The 16,436-nt window shown below is 55.4% G+C and carries 16 protein-coding genes; 6 read left to right on the forward strand and 10 right to left on the reverse strand.

Features of this window, described 5'->3' with window-relative positions; genetic code table 11:
* Positions 1 to 104 precede the first annotated feature (104 nt).
* The gene (locus ACZ439_RS10140; protein ID WP_054798612.1) at positions 105 to 671 is read left to right on the forward strand and encodes an RNA polymerase sigma factor; all 567 of its coding nucleotides are present in this window, start codon (positions 105 to 107) and stop codon (positions 669 to 671) included.
* Positions 658 to 1,941 (forward strand): hypothetical protein, encoded by a 1,284-nt coding sequence (locus tag ACZ439_RS10145; RefSeq protein ID WP_054798613.1) that lies wholly within the window; start codon positions 658 to 660, stop codon positions 1,939 to 1,941. Before ACZ439_RS10140 ends, ACZ439_RS10145 begins: the two co-directional genes overlap by 14 nt.
* Here ACZ439_RS10145 and ACZ439_RS10150 read toward each other — a convergent pair.
* The 6 genes from ACZ439_RS10150 to ACZ439_RS10175 all read right to left on the reverse strand — a co-directional run bounded on the left by ACZ439_RS10150 (position 1,935) and on the right by ACZ439_RS10175 (position 7,999).
* Positions 1,935 to 3,065 (reverse strand): DUF3048 domain-containing protein, encoded by a 1,131-nt coding sequence (locus ACZ439_RS10150; protein WP_054800500.1) that lies wholly within the window; start codon positions 3,063 to 3,065, stop codon positions 1,935 to 1,937. The genes ACZ439_RS10145 and ACZ439_RS10150 overlap by 7 nt on opposite strands.
* A gap of 88 nt (positions 3,066 to 3,153) precedes the next feature.
* Entirely contained in the window at positions 3,154 to 3,924 is a 771-nt protein-coding gene (locus ACZ439_RS10155; RefSeq protein ID WP_054798616.1) for a dioxygenase family protein, read from the reverse strand.
* Positions 3,925 to 4,119: 195 nt separating this feature from the next.
* Positions 4,120 to 4,434: a thioredoxin gene (gene trxA / locus ACZ439_RS10160; protein ID WP_054798617.1), complete on the reverse strand. Its 315-nt coding sequence runs from the start codon at positions 4,432 to 4,434 to the stop codon at positions 4,120 to 4,122.
* Between the two features lie 79 nt (positions 4,435 to 4,513).
* Positions 4,514 to 4,942, reverse strand: coding sequence for an RrF2 family transcriptional regulator (locus tag ACZ439_RS10165; RefSeq protein ID WP_054798618.1), 429 nt, complete (start codon positions 4,940 to 4,942; stop codon positions 4,514 to 4,516).
* Between the two features lie 196 nt (positions 4,943 to 5,138).
* Positions 5,139 to 6,539, reverse strand: a complete 1,401-nt coding sequence (gene ltrA / locus ACZ439_RS10170; RefSeq protein ID WP_464620977.1) for a group II intron reverse transcriptase/maturase — start codon at positions 6,537 to 6,539, stop codon at positions 5,139 to 5,141.
* A 467-nt stretch (positions 6,540 to 7,006) separates the two neighbouring features.
* Complete coding sequence (locus tag ACZ439_RS10175; RefSeq protein WP_464620978.1) at positions 7,007 to 7,999, reverse strand: ABC transporter substrate-binding protein; 993 nt, start codon at positions 7,997 to 7,999, stop codon at positions 7,007 to 7,009.
* 241 nt (positions 8,000 to 8,240) lie between these two features.
* On the opposite strand from ACZ439_RS10175, the gene ACZ439_RS10180 reads away from it, so the two are divergent.
* The 4 genes from ACZ439_RS10180 to ACZ439_RS10195 all read left to right on the forward strand — a co-directional run bounded on the left by ACZ439_RS10180 (position 8,241) and on the right by ACZ439_RS10195 (position 11,426).
* The gene (locus tag ACZ439_RS10180) at positions 8,241 to 9,251 is read left to right on the forward strand and encodes a FecCD family ABC transporter permease (RefSeq protein WP_054800263.1); all 1,011 of its coding nucleotides are present in this window, start codon (positions 8,241 to 8,243) and stop codon (positions 9,249 to 9,251) included.
* Positions 9,248 to 10,303 (forward strand): FecCD family ABC transporter permease, encoded by a 1,056-nt coding sequence (locus tag ACZ439_RS10185; protein WP_464620979.1) that lies wholly within the window; start codon positions 9,248 to 9,250, stop codon positions 10,301 to 10,303. The genes ACZ439_RS10180 and ACZ439_RS10185 overlap by 4 nt, the downstream gene beginning before the upstream one ends.
* 42 nt (positions 10,304 to 10,345) lie before the next feature.
* Positions 10,346 to 11,221: an ABC transporter ATP-binding protein gene (locus ACZ439_RS10190; protein WP_127608574.1), complete on the forward strand. Its 876-nt coding sequence runs from the start codon at positions 10,346 to 10,348 to the stop codon at positions 11,219 to 11,221.
* Between the two features lie 76 nt (positions 11,222 to 11,297).
* Positions 11,298 to 11,426 carry a hypothetical protein gene (locus tag ACZ439_RS10195; RefSeq protein ID WP_258313533.1) on the forward strand — a complete coding sequence of 43 codons (129 nt, stop codon included), beginning with the start codon at positions 11,298 to 11,300 and terminating at the stop codon, positions 11,424 to 11,426.
* Positions 11,427 to 11,498: 72 nt separating this feature from the next.
* Here ACZ439_RS10195 and purD read toward each other — a convergent pair whose 3' ends face one another.
* The 4 genes from purD to purM form a co-directional block, all read right to left on the reverse strand.
* Positions 11,499 to 12,767, reverse strand: coding sequence for a phosphoribosylamine--glycine ligase (purD, locus tag ACZ439_RS10200; protein WP_127608575.1), 1,269 nt, complete (start codon positions 12,765 to 12,767; stop codon positions 11,499 to 11,501).
* A 15-nt stretch (positions 12,768 to 12,782) separates the two neighbouring features.
* A complete protein-coding gene (gene purH / locus ACZ439_RS10205; protein WP_464620980.1) occupies positions 12,783 to 14,324 on the reverse strand; it encodes a bifunctional phosphoribosylaminoimidazolecarboxamide formyltransferase/IMP cyclohydrolase in 1,542 nt (513 codons plus the stop codon).
* A 143-nt stretch (positions 14,325 to 14,467) separates the two neighbouring features.
* Positions 14,468 to 15,091: a phosphoribosylglycinamide formyltransferase gene (purN, locus tag ACZ439_RS10210; protein WP_054798096.1), complete on the reverse strand. Its 624-nt coding sequence runs from the start codon at positions 15,089 to 15,091 to the stop codon at positions 14,468 to 14,470.
* Positions 15,088 to 16,128, reverse strand: coding sequence for a phosphoribosylformylglycinamidine cyclo-ligase (gene purM / locus ACZ439_RS10215; protein WP_141336442.1), 1,041 nt, complete (start codon positions 16,126 to 16,128; stop codon positions 15,088 to 15,090). Before purM ends, purN begins: the two co-directional genes overlap by 4 nt.
* Positions 16,129 to 16,436 lie beyond the last annotated feature (308 nt).

Here is a 16,436-nt window from a genome sequence, read left to right on the forward strand (position 1 = left end):
ACTGGTAAGAAAAGCACTGGCGATGTCACCCTTCAATTGCTGTTCCGACTATTTCATTGAACTTTAGCCATGGTAAGATCGTCAAAAGACTTGAGGTGTCTGTTTTGGAATCGGATGTGAATTTTGAATATTTAAAGTATTTGTCCGACAGCTCCGACAAGAAGGCGATCTTACAGGAGCTGATGACCGCTTACGGTAAGGATGTATGGAATTATGCCTACAGCATCACACGCAAGTGGGATCAGGCTGATGATATTACGCAAGAAGTGTTCCTGAAAGTGTACCGGAATTTATACTCGTTTCGCTGTGAATCTTCGGTCAAGACATGGCTGCTCGCCATCACCCGCAACATGACCCTCGACTACCGCAAATCGGCTTTCCTCCGCAAAGTGACGCTTGTCGACGCGTTCACCGCCCGGGAAGAGCAGGCTACGGCTTCAACCGAGCAAGAGGTGATGTCCAAGTTGACGGTAAACGAAATGTGGGACTTGGTGTTGAAGCTTCCGGTGAAATACCGCGAGGTATTGATCTTGTTCGCCCACCATCAGTTATCGATGAAGGAGATCGCGGAGCTGCTCGGCGTGAGCGAAGGAACGGTGAAATCGAGGCTGTTTCATGCGCGGAACAAAATTTCGAGGTTGAAGGAGAGTCGTCGCATTGGATCCGATTGACAAGGAACTTAAACAGGAGTTGTCCGACGGCCCGTTTGCCCAGGACGGGTTTACGGATGCTTTGCGCAAACGAATCGAAGAACGCATCATGACCGCGGAAGCCCCTTCCTCTCCGACGGTCCGCCGAATTCGGCCCTGGCTCGCCGGTGCAGGGGCTGCGGCCGCTGCAGCCTTGCTGTTCCTTGCGGTGGAAGGCGACCGATGGTTCATGCCTCCCGCCTCAACGCTGGATTCAGCGCCTCTGGCAGCTACGGCCTCGCAGGTCGTGCCGGATTTCGAGTCGACCGTCCGAACGGCGCTCCTGGTCGGTCTGCGAACCGATACGAAAACCGCCGAACCGACGGAAGAAAAGAGCGAATACCGCACGCTGTTAATCGCGCCGGATGACAGCCGTTTGAAAGTGATAAGCCAAGGCCCCGGCATCCTCATGCCGTATAAAATGGACTTCTGGCGCTTGAGAGAAGCGCGCACCGTAAACGGGGAAGGCCGCGCTTACGTCTACTGGAGCGCAGCGCTCGCCGCCTCCTCCAGATCAGCCGACCAGTCGGCCAAACAGGTCGCAGCCCTGTCTAACGCGGCCTTAACGGAAAAGCTTCTATTCGTCGGCAACCGTTACATCGCCGTGGAGCAGAAGGTCATGACCCGGGATAAGAAAGGCGATTTACGGAGTTCCCGGTTTGTATGGGTGAAAGACGTGCCGCAACTCGCGGGCGCCTCTAACCCCGATGAGCCGCCGTTACAGCAGCCGCATGTGAAGCTGAAGGACATTTTCGGCACGGCCGTCGAGCCTGCGCTCCAGCAGCTGGACCCATACCTCCCGCTTATGCCGAGCGAATTTCAGCCGAAGCATGCGTCAACCGACACCTGGGGGGAGAGCTGGACGATCGCTCGTCAACAAGGCCGCTGGATTGCGAAGGTCGCTTCCTATGAGAACGATGCGAGCAGCGACAGCCAATCCTATCGTCTGAAGGATGTGCCGATGTCGCTGCCGGCGGAAGTCGTTTCACATGATCGGTTAGTTCCCGAGTGGGGGGAAATCAAACGCATTCAACCGGCCGCCGTCGACGCCTACTCTTCGCCGAACCTCGATGTCGTCCTTGTCGTCGCGGACCGCCATTTGATCGTGTATCCTTATAAGGGCGTCCTGCTGCCGAACCCGCTCCTGACCGTCGAGCTGAAACCTCAGGAGTCGGTCATTATGGCGCATTGGGCGACCGACCCGTACATCGATCCGTGGAAGAAGAACGTCTCCGCGTTCCTTACTCAATAAACGACGTGTTCCTCAAACGTCGGCGTGTTCGGCACGATAAGCATATGCGTTTGCCCAGGAAGCAGCGAAACTTCACGGCCCTGATCGTACAAGCGAATAGGGTCGTTTTCGCGTTCCCGCTTCCACTCCACGGATTTAGCCATGCCGCGTTGGAACAAGACGGCCGTCCCCTGCCCCATTAGTTTCACGTCGCGGCGGCCTTCATTATCGAGAATGCGATGCACCGCGCCCAGGACAACGACGTTCGTCGCCGTTAACGTCTCTCCGTTATTCAAATCGCTATGCGCGCTGCCGTTAATCGAACGCTTGTAATTGCGCGCCGCTTCGTCATACTCGTAGGACACCCGGTACGACTTCACCAGGAACGTCACATCGACTTTGCGCGCCTCCTTCGCCCCGCTGCCCATCGTTTCAACCGCGCCGCTTTCCGGCTTGGCGAACGAATAAACGGGCGCCGTCGGTCCTTGATCCTTGAGCCCCCGTTTACCGGCGCCGTCGCGGATATTTGTCAAATTCGTATATAAGTTGTGCGGAGCTTTCCGGGATTTCTCCCTCCAGAAGTATGGGCCCGCGTTCGTGATCTCGTCCAGGTTCTCGATTCTCTCGCGGCTGATCGTCTCGTAACCGTCCGGACTGCCTCCCGCGTGCACTTGAATCGCGCCATACGATTTACCGATACTGATGAAATAAGGACGAATGCTGCGGACAGGTCCGATGTCGCCCGTGAAAGCGCTGCTCTGAAACAGCGCGATCAACCGGGTGATTTCGCCTTCAGCGAGCACCTCGTACAGTAAATCAGCCTGCAGCAGCCCACTCTGCGGACGCGCCTGCGGCGCATTGTTGATGACTACCATAACCGGCCGGGATTCGTTCTTCTCCGCGGTCTCTACGCCGGTGAGCGGCGCCAGATACGCAGCCTTCGGTGCAGGAGCCGGAGGCTCCTCTTGCTTCAGGACAGGCTTTGCCGTCTCCGCCGCCTCCGGTACAGTTGTTGCGCCATCATCCGCATTGCAACCCGCTGCCGACAGCGCCATAGCGCAAGCCAGCAGCGCAAAGCCGCCTTTGCGCTTCCATCCCGTCTTTCGTTGCCAGGCCTTCTCCCGGTCCGCTGACCTTTTGTCCATTAAGGCTCACCTCGTTCGCTTGTCTTCTTGTAGCTTCTAGTAATCTATATTCTATCAACTTCACAAATAGAAGCGGATGAATCAAGCATTAACCGAACATCCAACAGCTTAATGACAAGGAACCGTATTGATACTGGCGGTGCAGCAGCTTCGCCTTCTTCCCTTCATGCGCCGCGCCCATGGCGATCAACAGCGGCACGAAATGCTCCGACCGAGGCACCGCCTCTTTCGCGAACGGCGCCTCCGCGTCATAACGAAACAACCGATCGATGTCCCACGTCTCGATCCGCTCCCCAAGCCACTCGTCGAATTCGAGCGCCCACGCGCTGACGTCCCCGCTGTCCCAAGCAAGCCGGTTCAGATTATGAACCGTACCGCCGCTGCCCATAATTAGCACGTCCTGCTTCCGCAAGGCGGCCAGCGCTCGGCCGATTCGGTACTGCTGCTCGGGCACGAGACCGGCATGAACCGACATCGATACAACGGGGACATCCGCTTGCGGATACATCAGCTTCAAGACGCTCCAGGCTCCGTGATCCAGCCCGCGTCGGTCGTCAAGCTCGGCTGCCACGCCTTCCTTCTCCAGCAGTTCCCGAATTTGCAGCGCAAGCGCAATGTCGCCTTGGGCCCTATATTCGATCTCATATAAGGCGTCCGGGAAACCGAAGAAATCATGGATCGTTGTATAACGCACGGCGGAGCCGATTTGCTGCACCGCAGCTTCCCAATGTGCACTGAACAGAACGATAGCTCGCGGCTTGGGCAGCTTCTGTCCCAGCGTTTGGAGAAACCCGGTGTAGCGGAGCCGATCGGTTACAAGCGTCGGAGCCCCATGGGCAACGAACAAGGAAGGAAGCATACAGGCTGAACTCCTTTCCGGAATCGGGATCACAGACACGGCAGGCGCGTCCTTTCTCCCCCAAAATCATCTACCTACAATATTCCGTTCTTCCGCTCCCAATTCCTGCTGCATCGCGCAAATCGGGCCAAACGCCGAAGAGACCGGCAAACATCGATGCGATGTTTGCCGGTCTCTTCGGTTCATTCGATACTCTTACAGCTGGCCTTGCACCCAAGCTTCCAGCTCCGACAGAGGGCGGAAACCTACTTGCGTCCCGACTTCAACTCCGTCCTTGAACAGCTTCAGCGTCGGAATGCTCATGACGCCGTACTTCCCGGCCGTTTCCGGGTTGTCGTCCACGTTCACCTTCGCGATCGTCACCGAATCGCCAAGCTTACCGTTCAGTTCTTCCAAGACCGGCGCAATCATTTTGCACGGTCCGCACCAAGGGGCCCAGAAATCGACGAGCACGACGCCTTCCTTTACGGTTTGGCCAAAATCGCTGTCTTTCGCATTTACAATCGCCATCGTTTATCTCTCCTTTTATTAAATGAAGTTCTCTATATCAAACTGTTTATAAAATAATAACAGTTAGATCGCAAAAAAGTTACTTTTTGCTGGCTTGAACACGCACACGCTCGAGCACATCGCTAATTTTGAGCTGCTCCAAGTATGTCATCATGCGCTCTTCCGCCTCGGAAAAAATCCCATCCATCACATCGGCCATGTTGCAGGCGATCATGCAGTCCTCTTCCTCATCGCCCGAACACCAGGAAGGCTTGATCGAACCTATAGAGGTGATGCAATAAATTTCCGCCAGCGACACTTCATCCGGGTCGCACGCCAGCGTGTAACCGCCGCCGCTGCCCTCTTTGGTCACCACATAACCGGCTTTCCTCAGAAAGCTCAATACTTTGCGAACCCGAGCCGGATGGGTACCTACATTATCCGCGATATACTCGCTGGTTGCGGAGCGGTCGGAGCGATAGGCGAGCAGTACCAAGCTATGCACTGCAATCGTGAATTCGCTGTTCATGCCGCCGTCCCCCTCCTGCTTCGTATACTGTAATTATATTTATAACAGATACTATTGTCAACCCTTTGCCTGTCCCTCCTATTTTACATGGTCGCTTCCGATGTTATACACCCCTTTGCAATCGAGTAGGAGGCTACCCATTAGTTGAGTAGCCGACCTCTCACACCACCGTACGTACCGTTCGGTATACGGCGGTTCAACCGCTTGAGTGCAAGTTACGAAGACGCTCGTATTGGGCAGGGAAGTCATAATACCCTGCCTGTACGAGCTTTTCGTTTGTTATGGAACGAGACAGCACTGGGCTTCCGGCCACGCGCCAGTATCCCAGACGAGTATTTCCCCACTGGTAAGCCTGCCACTCCGGTATCCCCAACTTGCGCAGGTTTTGTACCTTTGTTTTCGGCTTCTTCCATTGTTTCCAGATGTACATGCGGAATCGTCTTCTCAGCCACTCGTTCCAGCTTTGCAGAATCCGTTTCATGTCAGCCACGTAGAAGTGACCGATCCAGCCGCGAATATAGACCTTTACGTCCTCCACGACCTGTCGAACATTCCTGCCTTGACTCCGACTCGTTAGTTCTTTCAGCTTCTTCTTCGCTTTTGCGAGAGATTGTGAATGAACACGGATATATATCCCGCTTCCGTTCTTCCCCAGAGCAAAGCCAAGGAATTTGAAATGTTTCCGAGCCACTACGCTGACGACCTTGCTTTTCTGCGCATTCAGTTTGAGTTTTAGCTTGTTCTCCAAGTACGCCCTACAGGATTCCAGAAGCCGCGTTGCTGCCCGTTTGCTCTTCGCCAGCACGACGATGTCATCCGCATAGCGTATGACCACTACGCCTCGGCGTTTCATCTCCTGATCAAACTCGTTCAGGTAGATATTGGCGAGTAGCGGCGATAGCGGGCCGCCTTGCGGTGAACCTTCTTCGGTCTCACGTCGCACTCCGTTTTCCATGACTCCGCTTTTGAGATACTTCTTAATCAGATCGGTTACTCGCTTGTCACGGATTTGCTTGCGCAGCAAGTTCATCAGCAGTTCGTGGTTCAAGGTGTCGAAATACTTCGAGAGGTCGATTTCTACGGCATAGCCGTGCCCCTGCTCCGTATAAGCTTTCACGTTCTGGATCGCTTGCTGCGCACTCCGTCCGGGGCGGTAGCCATAGCTACCCTCCGAGAAAAGCGGTTCGAACAGCGGTTGCAACTGTTGGGCAATGGCTTGCTGGATCACACGGTCCACTACGGTGGGAATGCCAAGTTTTCGCACTCCGCTTCCATCCGGTTTGGGGATTTCCTTGCGCCGCACAGGGCTTGGCCTGTATCTTCCTTCCCGAATGCTTTGCAAGAGTTCGTCTCTATGTTCCCGCAACCACGGTAGTGCCGCCTCGACGGTCATTCCGTCGATTCCTGGCGCTCCGTGATTGCTTTTGACCCGCTTGTAGGCTCTGTTTAGGTTGTCCCTGCCCAGTATCCTCTCCAGCAGGTCTGTTGCACTGTCTCTTTCTCTGCTTTCCCGAGCTCCGATACTCCGCGCTCCTGCATACTCTTCGTGTTCCACACTATCCCTTTGCGGGCAGCCCTTTCGGTATTCTGCTTTCATCGTATCGGTTCTCCTTCCTGCATGTACTTGAGGCTTACGATTGTTCGGCCCTTCCCGAAAAAAAATTTCCGGTAGTATGGCCTCTGCTGACTTCTCACAGCAAGCTTTACTCCGCCTTTCGAATGGTCTACTTGACGTCTGTGAGATCTCCCCGGGTAAGAGCGATAACTTTCCCCTCATCCATCTGCCACATCTACATGATGAGATTCGGGCAGTATTGGACTTCGCTTTGTACTGCAAGCTCGTCCGCCTCATCATGCCTTCTATGTGATTTCTGTTCGTCAGACCGAGGGTTTGCCTCCGGCTTCCTTCAGATTCCGCCTCGCGGCGGACACCCTTGCCTTTGGCTAACAGTTCCTACTGCCAAGCCTGTAGCGGACTTTCACCGCCAAGTTATCGCCCATGCCGGGCGCACAGCAAAGAACCGTCACGTTTCTAAAAAGAAAGGTGACGGTTCTCATGAGTCATTATTTAATTTCGTAAATTTTGAACAATTCGTCCAGCATCAGGTTGGCCGCTTTAACGCCGCCCGCCGTATTCCAGATCGCGTCGTTCACTTTATATGCTTTGCCGTTCTTTACGGCGTTCAAGTTTTTCCAGAGCGGATCGTTAGTCCAATCCTTCTCTTGCTGATTTCCTTTGTCATCGCCGGTTTCATAAGTAAAGTAGAAGATGATATCGCCGTCAGCTTCAGGAAGACGCTCTTTTGTAATTTCTTCGACGAACGTATCTTTCGCTTTTACCGTCGTACGGGCAATGCCCATTTGTTTGAAGATGATGCCCGTAAACGTATCGGACAAATAAATTCTCGTTTTGCCCGCCATAAAGCGCACAACGGACACTTTCTGCTGCAGCTTGTCGCCGGCTTTCGCCTTGAATTCCTCAGTACGTTTGTCGAAAGCGGCGATCACTTTCTCGCCTTCTTCCTTCTTGCCTACCGTTTCGGCATACAAACGGTAATTGCTCTTCCACTCGCCGCGCAGCGTTTCGGAGAACACGGTCGGAGCGATCGCTTTAAGCTGCTCGTAAATTTTTTCTTGACGCATCTTGTTCCCGATGATCAGGTCCGGCTTCAGTGAAGCGATCAGCTCGATGTTCGGCTGTCCCTCTTCACCCAGCACCGTAACGCCTTCCATGTCGGCTTTAATGTGGTCGTACCACGGGTTGCCGGTAAACGACTTAACCGCGCCGACCGGCTTAATGCCAAGCGACAACAGCGCTTCTGTTCCTTCGTTTGTCAGGATGACGACGCGTTTAGGGTTAGCCGGCACTTCCGTTTCGCCCATCGCGTGTTTCACTTTATGAGGAGCAGCAGGCGTTGCCGTTTCCGTCTTCCCTCCTGCAGTATTGTTCGTTTCCGCAGGAGCAGCCGGTTTTGTGCCGCAGGCGGACAGAACGAGTCCTACCATTAGAATGACGGCAAGCAGCGTCATCGATTTGGCTTGAATAAATGTCTTCATGTTACGTGTAAACCCCCCGTTTGATGATCAATGATGGTTTTAGCGGAAAAGAATGATAATCATTATCATCTTCGCCTCGTTTATCGTAATCGTTCCTTCATTCGTTGTCAATAAAAATTTTGATAATGATTCTCAAAATCATTGACTTACGAGAACCATTCTCATAAAATGAGACATAGCCTCCATTATCGATTTTATTAATTATTCATTATATGCATTAAAGGAAGCGGGCCAGACATTCATGCAAACCTACTTACATACGACAACATTTCGCATTATCGGACTACTCGCAGCTATTGCGCTGCTCGCCCTGGCCATGCTGGCCAGCGTGAAATACGGCGTCACCACTTATTCGTGGGAACGCATCGTCTCCTCGTTCACCGCCTACACGGAAACCAACGATAATCTGATCATTCGCTCATCCCGTATCCCACGATCGCTTATTGCCGCGATCGTCGGCGGCAGCCTGGCGGTAGCCGGTGCGCTGATGCAGGCCATCACCCGCAACCCGCTCGCCTCACCCAGCCTGTTCGGCGTGAATGCCGGAGCTTCGTTCGCCATCGTACTATGCGTCGCTTTCTTCAATGTATCCGGTTTAGTAGCCTTCACGTGGATTGCGTTTCTTGGTGCAGCGGTCAGCTCGGTGCTCGTGTATCTGCTCGGTTCCGTCGGCCGCGACGGGATGACTCCAATTAAGATCACGCTCGCCGGCTCGGCTATATCCGCATTCTTTTTCTCCCTGACGCAAGGGATCCTGCTCGCCAACGGCAAAGCTTTCGACCAGGTGTTGTTCTGGCTTGTCGGTTCGGTGTCGGGTCGTACGATGGACATGTTGACGGCCGTTCTCCCGTACATCGCCGTTGCTATGATCGGAGCGCTTGTGCTGGCGCCCCATATGAACGTGCTGTCGATGGGCGACGACGTGGCCAAAGGCTTGGGCCAACGCACCGTCTTGATCAAAGCGGCTGCGGCCGTCGTCATCGTGCTGCTGGCCGGCGGCTCCGTCGCCGTTGCCGGCCCGATTCTGTTTATCGGCGTTATCATTCCGCATATTGTGCGTTTCCTGATTGGCATCGATCATCGCTGGGTCATCCCGTATTGCGCCGTACTTGGCGCCTTGCTTCTCGTTACCGCAGACTTGGGAGCGAGATATATCGCCATGCCGACCGAGGTGCACGTTGGCGTCACCACCGCTTTAATGGGCGTGCCTTTTGTCGTTTACATCGCGCGCAAGGGAGGACTACTTCGATGAACAGCTCGCGCAGCCGCTACATTACCTTACGCAGCAGCTTTTACTCGTTCCTGATTCACCGGAAAGCGCTTGTCGCCGTCCTGCTGCTCCTCGTGTCAACCGTTGCTGTGATGATTTTATGCACAGGAATCGGAAGCCTGTACATTGCCCCCGGCGAAGTCATTCGCTCGGTATTCGGTTACGGGACGGACTCGAATGAACTCATTATCCGATCGCTTCGTCTGCCTCGAATCATCACAGCCGTTCTGATCGGAGCGTCGCTGGCCGTCTCCGGTGCGATTCTGCAAGGGGTCGTACGCAATCCGTTGACGTCGCCGGACAATATCGGCATCACCGGCGGCGCCGTGCTTGGCGCTGTTTCGTTCTTCTTCTTTTTCGCCGAACGCTTAAGCATTCATTGGCTTCCGCTGTTCGCCATTATCGGCGCGTTGGCCGCAACCCTGCTCATCTACACGCTCTCTTGGAAGAAGGGCGTCTCGCCGCTGAGACTCGTCTTAATCGGCATTACGATGACTGCAGCCATGAACTCGATCTCTTATATGATGATGATTATGGGTCCCGTCGTTCTCGCCAACCAATCGCTGACGTTTATGACCGGCAGCATCTACGGCGTCTCCTGGGAAAAGGCTGTAACGCCCCTCTTCCCATGGGTGCTCGTACTGATGCCGATTCTGTTCTTTCTTGCGCGACACGTTAACGTCCAGGAGCTTGGCGAAGACGTCGCCCGCAGCGTCGGCAGCAGCGTGCAGCGCCAACGGTTGTTGCTGATCTTGCTGAGCGTAGCGCTCGGCGGCACAGCAATCGCCTTTGGCGGCGCGATTACCTTCATCGGCCTGATGGCTCCGCATATGGCGCGACGCCTCGTCGGTCCGAGCTTCGGCGCCCTGCTGCCCGTCTCGGCGCTGATTGGCGCGATTCTGCTGCTGCTTGCCGACTTGGCCGGACGTACGATCGCCCCGCCGCTCGATATTCCTGCCGGCGTGTTCACCGCCAGCGTCGGCGCGCCTTTATTCATTTTCTTATTGTACCGTAACCGTAACAGTAACCGATAAAGCCTATAAACGGCTATCCCATTAACCAAAGGAGCGATCCCGATGACCGCCATTCAATCCAACGAACTCTGCCTAAGCTACGGGGATACCCGCATCTTCGAGAGCCTCAACCTGAGTTTGCCAAAAGGAAAAATCACCGTCTTCATCGGCAGCAATGGCTGCGGCAAGTCGACCCTGCTGCGTTCCCTCGCCCGGCTGCTGAAGCCGCAAAAGGGTCAGGTCGTATTGGACGGCAGCGACATCGCTTCCTTAGCTACCAAAGAGATTGCGCGCCGCATGGCGATTCTTCCGCAAGGCCCCGCCGCTCCGGATGGACTAACGGTGCTTCAGCTCGTAAAGCAAGGCCGTTACCCTTACCAGAACTGGCTGCAGCAGTGGTCGAAGGAAGACGAAACGATGGTGCAGCGTGCCCTGGAGCTCACCCACATGACGCCGCTTGCCGACCGTACGGTTGACTCGTTATCGGGCGGACAGCGCCAGCGCGCTTGGATTGCCATGACATTGGCTCAGGGAACGCCCACCATCCTGCTCGACGAGCCGACGACTTATCTCGATTTGGCACACCAAATCGAAGTGCTCGATCTGCTGCATCAATTGAACGAACAGGAGCAGCGGACGATTGTGATGGTGCTGCACGACATCAACCTCGCGTGCCGGTACGCTCACAACATCGTCGCCATTAAGAACGGCAAGGTGTGCGCCGAAGGACGGCCTCAAGATATTGTCGACGAATCGTTGATCGCGACCGTGTTCGATCTCGATTGCCGGGTGATCCAAGACCCGTTGTTCGGTACGCCGATGGTCGTACCTTTCGGTCGGGGAAAGCAGCCCGTTTTCCAAGACTTCGTCCCCGATGCTGCCGTGACCGCAGCTTCAGCCGCGGCGACAGCGGCCGTGCGGGAAGAACAACCGGTTTAAACAGCATTTCCTCCGCCACATAATCTGCATCGCTTGTTGGGCAAGCTAAGGGTAATCGTGGAAGGAGGGCTGCGTCATGACGTTGGCCGATTACGCGAATCAATATTGGCTTTCTGCGCTGCTCATTACAGGAACCGTCATCGCCGGTATTTGCGTCTATAAGTATTGGGATAAAATCGTGATCAAAGGCAGCGGAAGAAAGTAGCCGCCCGCCTATACAAAAAGCCGGAGTCGGAAGGAATTGTCCTTCTGCTCCGGCTTTTGACTTCTATTTGAGTTACACGAGCGCTTTCTTCGCAATGTCCGTACGGTAGTGCTTGCCTTCGAAACGAATCCGGTCGGCTGCGGCATACGCTTTGGCACGGGCCTCCGCAATGTTCGATCCGAGCGCCGTCACGCCGATGACGCGGCCGCCGTTCGTGACGAGCTGTCCGCCTTGAACCGCTGTGCCGGCGTGAAACACGAGCGCATCCGGTTCGTTCTCCGCGTCCTCGAGCCCTTCGATCGGAAGTCCTTTCGGATACGCCGCCGGATATCCCGGCGAAGCGAGGATGACGCATACGGCGGCCTCGTCGCTCCATTGGATATCCATTTGATCCAGACAGCCGTTGACCGTGGCGAGGAAAATATCCAGCAAATCGGTTTTCAACCGCGGCAGCACGACCTGCGTTTCAGGATCTCCGAAGCGCGCGTTGAATTCGATAGTTTTCGGACCTTCCGGCGTAAGCATCAATCCCGCGAACAGCACGCCGCGGAATGGGCGTCCTTCGGCCACCATCGCTTTCGCCGTCGGTTTAATGATCGTTTCGATCGCCTCGTCGATGATCGATTGCGGGATATGCGGCAGAGGAGAATACGTACCCATCCCGCCTGTATTTGGACCCTGGTCGTTGTCATAAACGGCCTTATGATCCTGAGCAGCCGCCATCGGACGCACCACCTCGCCATCGACGAAGGAAAGAATGGACATCTCCTGGCCCGTCAGGAACTCTTCGATGACGACCTGGTTGCCTGACTCGCCGAACACTTTCGCGACCATAATGTCTTGAAGCGCTTGATCCGCTTCTTCGATCGATTGCGCGATAATGACGCCTTTACCTGCCGCGAGGCCGTCGGCCTTGATGACATAAGGCGCACGCAATTGGTTTAAATAAGCCCGTGCCGGCTCGTACGAATCGAACGATTCGTACGCTGCGGTCGGGATGTCGTACTTTTTGAGCAGCTGCTTGGTGAACACTTTACTGCCCTCAATAATAGCGGCGTTCTGGCGCGGTCCGTAAACCGTCAACCCTTTCGCTTCCAAATGATCGACGATGCCTTCGGCCAAAGGATCATCCGGTCCGATGACGACTAAGTCAATCGTATGATCGATCGCGAATTGCGCGATCTCTTCAAACTTGTTAACCGGAATCGGCACGCACTCCGCCACTTGGGCGATACCGCCGTTACCCGGCGCACAGTACAGCTCCTTCACCTTCGGGCTTTTTTTCAGCGCCCAACAAATTGCATGCTCGCGGCCGCCGCCGCCCACTACCAATATCCGCATCTGGCTACGCTCCCCTTAGTGTTTAAAATGGCGCACGCCCGTCATCACCATAGCGATGCCGTGCTCATTCGCGACGCGGATCGATTCTTCGTCCTTGATCGAGCCGCCCGGCTGAATCACCGCGGTGATGCCTGCTTTAGCCGCAAGCTCCAGCGTATCGCCCATCGGGAAGAACGCATCGGAGGCGAGCACGGACCCTTGCGCTTTGTCCCCGGCTTGCTCGATGGCGATTTTGGCTGCGCCGACACGGTTCATTTGACCGGCGCCTACACCGATCGTCATGTCGTCCGCCGCGAGCACGATCGCATTGGACTTCACATGCTTCACAACTTTCCAAGCGAACAACAGCTGCTTCAGCTCGGCCTCGGTCGGTTGACGTTCCGTCACGATTCGCAGATCCGCTTCAGTGAGCTGGTAAGCGTCGCTGTCCTGCACCAGCATGCCGCCTTCGACGGTCGTGATGATAGCTTCCGCTTTTTTCGCCCCGCTGATGTCGCCGACTTGCAGCAGTCGAATATTTTTCTTTTGCTTCAGGATGTCGAGCGCTTCTTGGCTGAAATCCGGCGCGATGACGATTTCAAGGAAAATTTCATGAAGCAAGAGCGCCGTTTCCTTGCCGATGGTCCGGTTCGCCGCAACGATGCCGCCGAAGATCGAGACCGGGTCGGCTGTGTAAGCTTTTTGGCAGGCTTCGTGAATGTCGGTGCCGATACCGACGCCGCAAGGGTTCATATGTTTAACCGCAACAACGGCCGGTTCGCTGAATTCTTTAACGATTTGCAGCGCCGTGTTTGCATCGTTGATGTTGTTATAAGACAGCTCCTTGCCATGCAGCTGTTCGGCCGTCGTAATGTTACCGGACGGAGCGAGCGGCTTACGGTAGAACGCCGCTTTCTGATGCGGGTTCTCGCCATAGCGAAGGTCTTGTACTTTCTCGTAAGTGACGGTGAGCTTCTCCGGCAGCGGTTCGCCTGTTTGCTTCGCCAAGTAATCGGAGATGAGCGCGTCGTAAGCCGCCGTGTGGCGGAATACTTTGCCTGCGAGGCGCTTGCGCGTATCCAGTGTCGTATCGCCTGCGGCTTTGACTTCTTCCAGGACGGCCGAATAATCGCCAGCATCGACGACAACGGTCACGAACGCATGGTTTTTCGCCGCCGAACGCAGCATCGTCGGTCCGCCGATATCGATGTTCTCGATCGCATCCTCATAGGTAACATCCGGTTTCGCGATCGTTTCGGCGAACGGATACAGGTTGACGACCACAAGGTCGATGTAGTCGAGACCAAGCTCTTTCATCGCCGCTTGATGCTCTTCGCTGTCGCGAATCGCCAGCAGTCCGCTATGTACGGCGGGGTGCAGCGTTTTGACGCGTCCATCCAGAATTTCAGGGAACCCCGTTACTTCGGAGATGCCGATAACCGGCACGCCCTTCTCTTTGAGCAGCGATTGCGTGCCGCCTGTCGAAATGATTTGCACGCCCAGTTTGGCGAGTTCGCCGGCAAACTCCACAATGCCGGTTTTGTCCGAGACGCTGATTAATGCTCTTCTAATAGCCACGTTGGTTGGTGCCTCCCTCATCGTATAAGTTCTTCCATAAATGGCACGCGTGCGAACGCCCAAGTGCCCTTTTTCCCGTTCTTTGTCTACTGCTCTTTTCCGCTCTTGATTTCTCTTTGACCGCACCTGGCTGCCCGGGCGATCTACGCTTCCAAGACGCGCTCGACATGCCGTCCGTTCAATCGCACCTTGCCATCGCGAATCCAGCCGATCACCTGCGGATACAACTTGTGCTCGATGCGGTGTACCCGCTCCGCGACCGTTTCTTCCGTATCTCCCGGCTGAATCTCCAGCGCCGCCTGAGCGATGATCGGTCCCGTATCCATGCCGCCGTCTACAAAGTGAACGGTTACCCCCGTCACCTTCACCCCATAGTCAAGCGCCTGACCGATTGCATTCACCCCTGGAAAAGCAGGCAGCAGCGACGGATGCACATTAATCAACCGCCCGTAGAACGGCTTGACCAACACGCTTGTGATCAACCGCATATAACCGGCCATCACGATTAAATCGACTTGCTTCTCCTGCAGCTGCGCCAATATTTCTTGCTCGTAGTGCTCGCGCGACTCGTAATCCTTCGGCCGGAACGCATGCACCGGCACGCCGGCCGCCTGCGCCCGTTCCACGACCTTCGCCTTCGGCCGGTCGCAAACCAAAAGCTCGATGCGAACATCGAGCTGCCCTGCTTTCACCGCATCTGCGATCGCTTGGAAGTTGCTCCCGCTGCCTGATGCAAATACGGCGATTCGAAATGGTGACGAACTCATACGTCCGCCCCGTTAAACGTCACCACTCGCGTACCCGCCGTCACGCGTCCGAGCGTGTAGGCCTTCTCGCCGTGCTGTTCAAACAGAGACGCCGCCTTCGCCGCATCCTCCTCCGACACGATGACCACCATCCCGATCCCCATGTTAAAGGTACGGAACATGTCGTTATGGCTGATGCCGCCCTCGCGCTGCATCAATTCGAAGATCGGCAGAATCGGCCAGGATCCGTAGTCGATTTCCACGTTCACGCCTTCCGGCAGCACGCGCGGAATGTTTTCCAGGAAACCGCCGCCTGTAATATGCGCCATTCCTTTGATCGGCACTTCGTTCAGGACGTTGAGCACCGGTTTGACATAAATTTTCGTCGGCGCAAGTAGCGTATCGCCGAGGCGTTCCCCGAGCGCGTCGATCGTGTCGTGCAGGCTGTAGCCTTTCTGTTCAAGCAGCAGCTTACGCACCAGTGAGAACCCGTTCGAATGCACGCCGCTTGAAGCAAGACCCAGCACGACGTCGCCCGGCTTGATCGTGCTTCCATCAATGATCTTCTTCTTGTCGACGATTCCAACCGTAAAGCCGGCAATGTCATACTCGCCTTCGCTGTACATACCCGGCATCTCTGCCGTTTCGCCGCCGATTAGCGCCGCGCCTGCTTGTACGCAGCCGTCGCTGATGCCTTTGACGATAGCCTCGATTTTTTCGGGAATGACTTTATCGCAAGCCAGATAGTCGAGGAAGAAGAGCGGCTCCGCGCCCTGCACGATAATATCGTTCACGCACATGGCTACCGCGTCGACGCCAATCGTGTCGTGCTTGTCCATCGCGAACGCGATCTTCAGCTTCGTGCCGACGCCGTCCGTTCCGGATACGAGCACCGGCTCCTCGTATTTCTCCTTATTCAGGCCGAACAGCGCGCCGAAGCCGCCGAGATCCGTCAGCACCTCGGGACGGAATGTCGTCTTCACGTGCTTTTTCATGCGTTCAACCGCTTCATTGCCGGCAGCGATGTCGACCCCGGCTTGTTTATATGCATCGGACACTTCGTTTTTCCTCCTCAGAATGGGAATGACCTTCGCTCCTGGAGAACGTATGGCTTTGGCTTGCATGTACACGCTGTTTCCCTCCGGCCGCTCTTGAAAATGAGTTCCTCAGGCTTACCTTGCGGCAAGAACTCATTTTCAAAGGCAGCTCCGCGTTTTCCTGCGGGAAAACGGCTTCGGAAGCTTATATCCGGTAACGTGCATTAACCTTCGCCTCCGCCTACCCCAAGCTCGAACAGCCAAAGTCAAAAGATTTTGCGCAGGAACCTGCGCGGGGATAAAGGGAGCGGCGGCCGGCCATGCGGCGG

The sequence above is a fragment of the Paenibacillus sp. JCM 9796 genome (assembly GCF_055379675.1).

What these genes read in the sequence shown, in the direction of transcription:
- purN (WP_054798096.1), bottom strand. Translation starts at nt 15,091, where the DNA reads ATGAGTTCGTCACCATTTCGAATCGCCGTATTTGCATCAGGCAGCGGG.
- ACZ439_RS10185 (WP_464620979.1), top strand. Translation starts at nt 9,248, where the DNA reads ATGAACAGCTCGCGCAGCCGCTACATTACCTTACGCAGCAGCTTTTAC.
- ACZ439_RS10195 (WP_258313533.1), top strand. Translation starts at nt 11,298, where the DNA reads ATGACGTTGGCCGATTACGCGAATCAATATTGGCTTTCTGCGCTGCTC.
- ACZ439_RS10165 (WP_054798618.1), bottom strand. Translation starts at nt 4,942, where the DNA reads ATGAACAGCGAATTCACGATTGCAGTGCATAGCTTGGTACTGCTCGCC.
- ACZ439_RS10155 (WP_054798616.1), bottom strand. Translation starts at nt 3,924, where the DNA reads ATGCTTCCTTCCTTGTTCGTTGCCCATGGGGCTCCGACGCTTGTAACC.
- ACZ439_RS10150 (WP_054800500.1), bottom strand. Translation starts at nt 3,065, where the DNA reads ATGGACAAAAGGTCAGCGGACCGGGAGAAGGCCTGGCAACGAAAGACG.
- ltrA (WP_464620977.1), bottom strand. Translation starts at nt 6,539, where the DNA reads ATGAAAGCAGAATACCGAAAGGGCTGCCCGCAAAGGGATAGTGTGGAA.
- ACZ439_RS10180 (WP_054800263.1), top strand. Translation starts at nt 8,241, where the DNA reads ATGCAAACCTACTTACATACGACAACATTTCGCATTATCGGACTACTC.
- trxA (WP_054798617.1), bottom strand. Translation starts at nt 4,434, where the DNA reads ATGGCGATTGTAAATGCGAAAGACAGCGATTTTGGCCAAACCGTAAAG.
- ACZ439_RS10175 (WP_464620978.1), bottom strand. Translation starts at nt 7,999, where the DNA reads ATGAAGACATTTATTCAAGCCAAATCGATGACGCTGCTTGCCGTCATT.
- purD (WP_127608575.1), bottom strand. Translation starts at nt 12,767, where the DNA reads ATGCGGATATTGGTAGTGGGCGGCGGCGGCCGCGAGCATGCAATTTGT.
- ACZ439_RS10190 (WP_127608574.1), top strand. Translation starts at nt 10,346, where the DNA reads ATGACCGCCATTCAATCCAACGAACTCTGCCTAAGCTACGGGGATACC.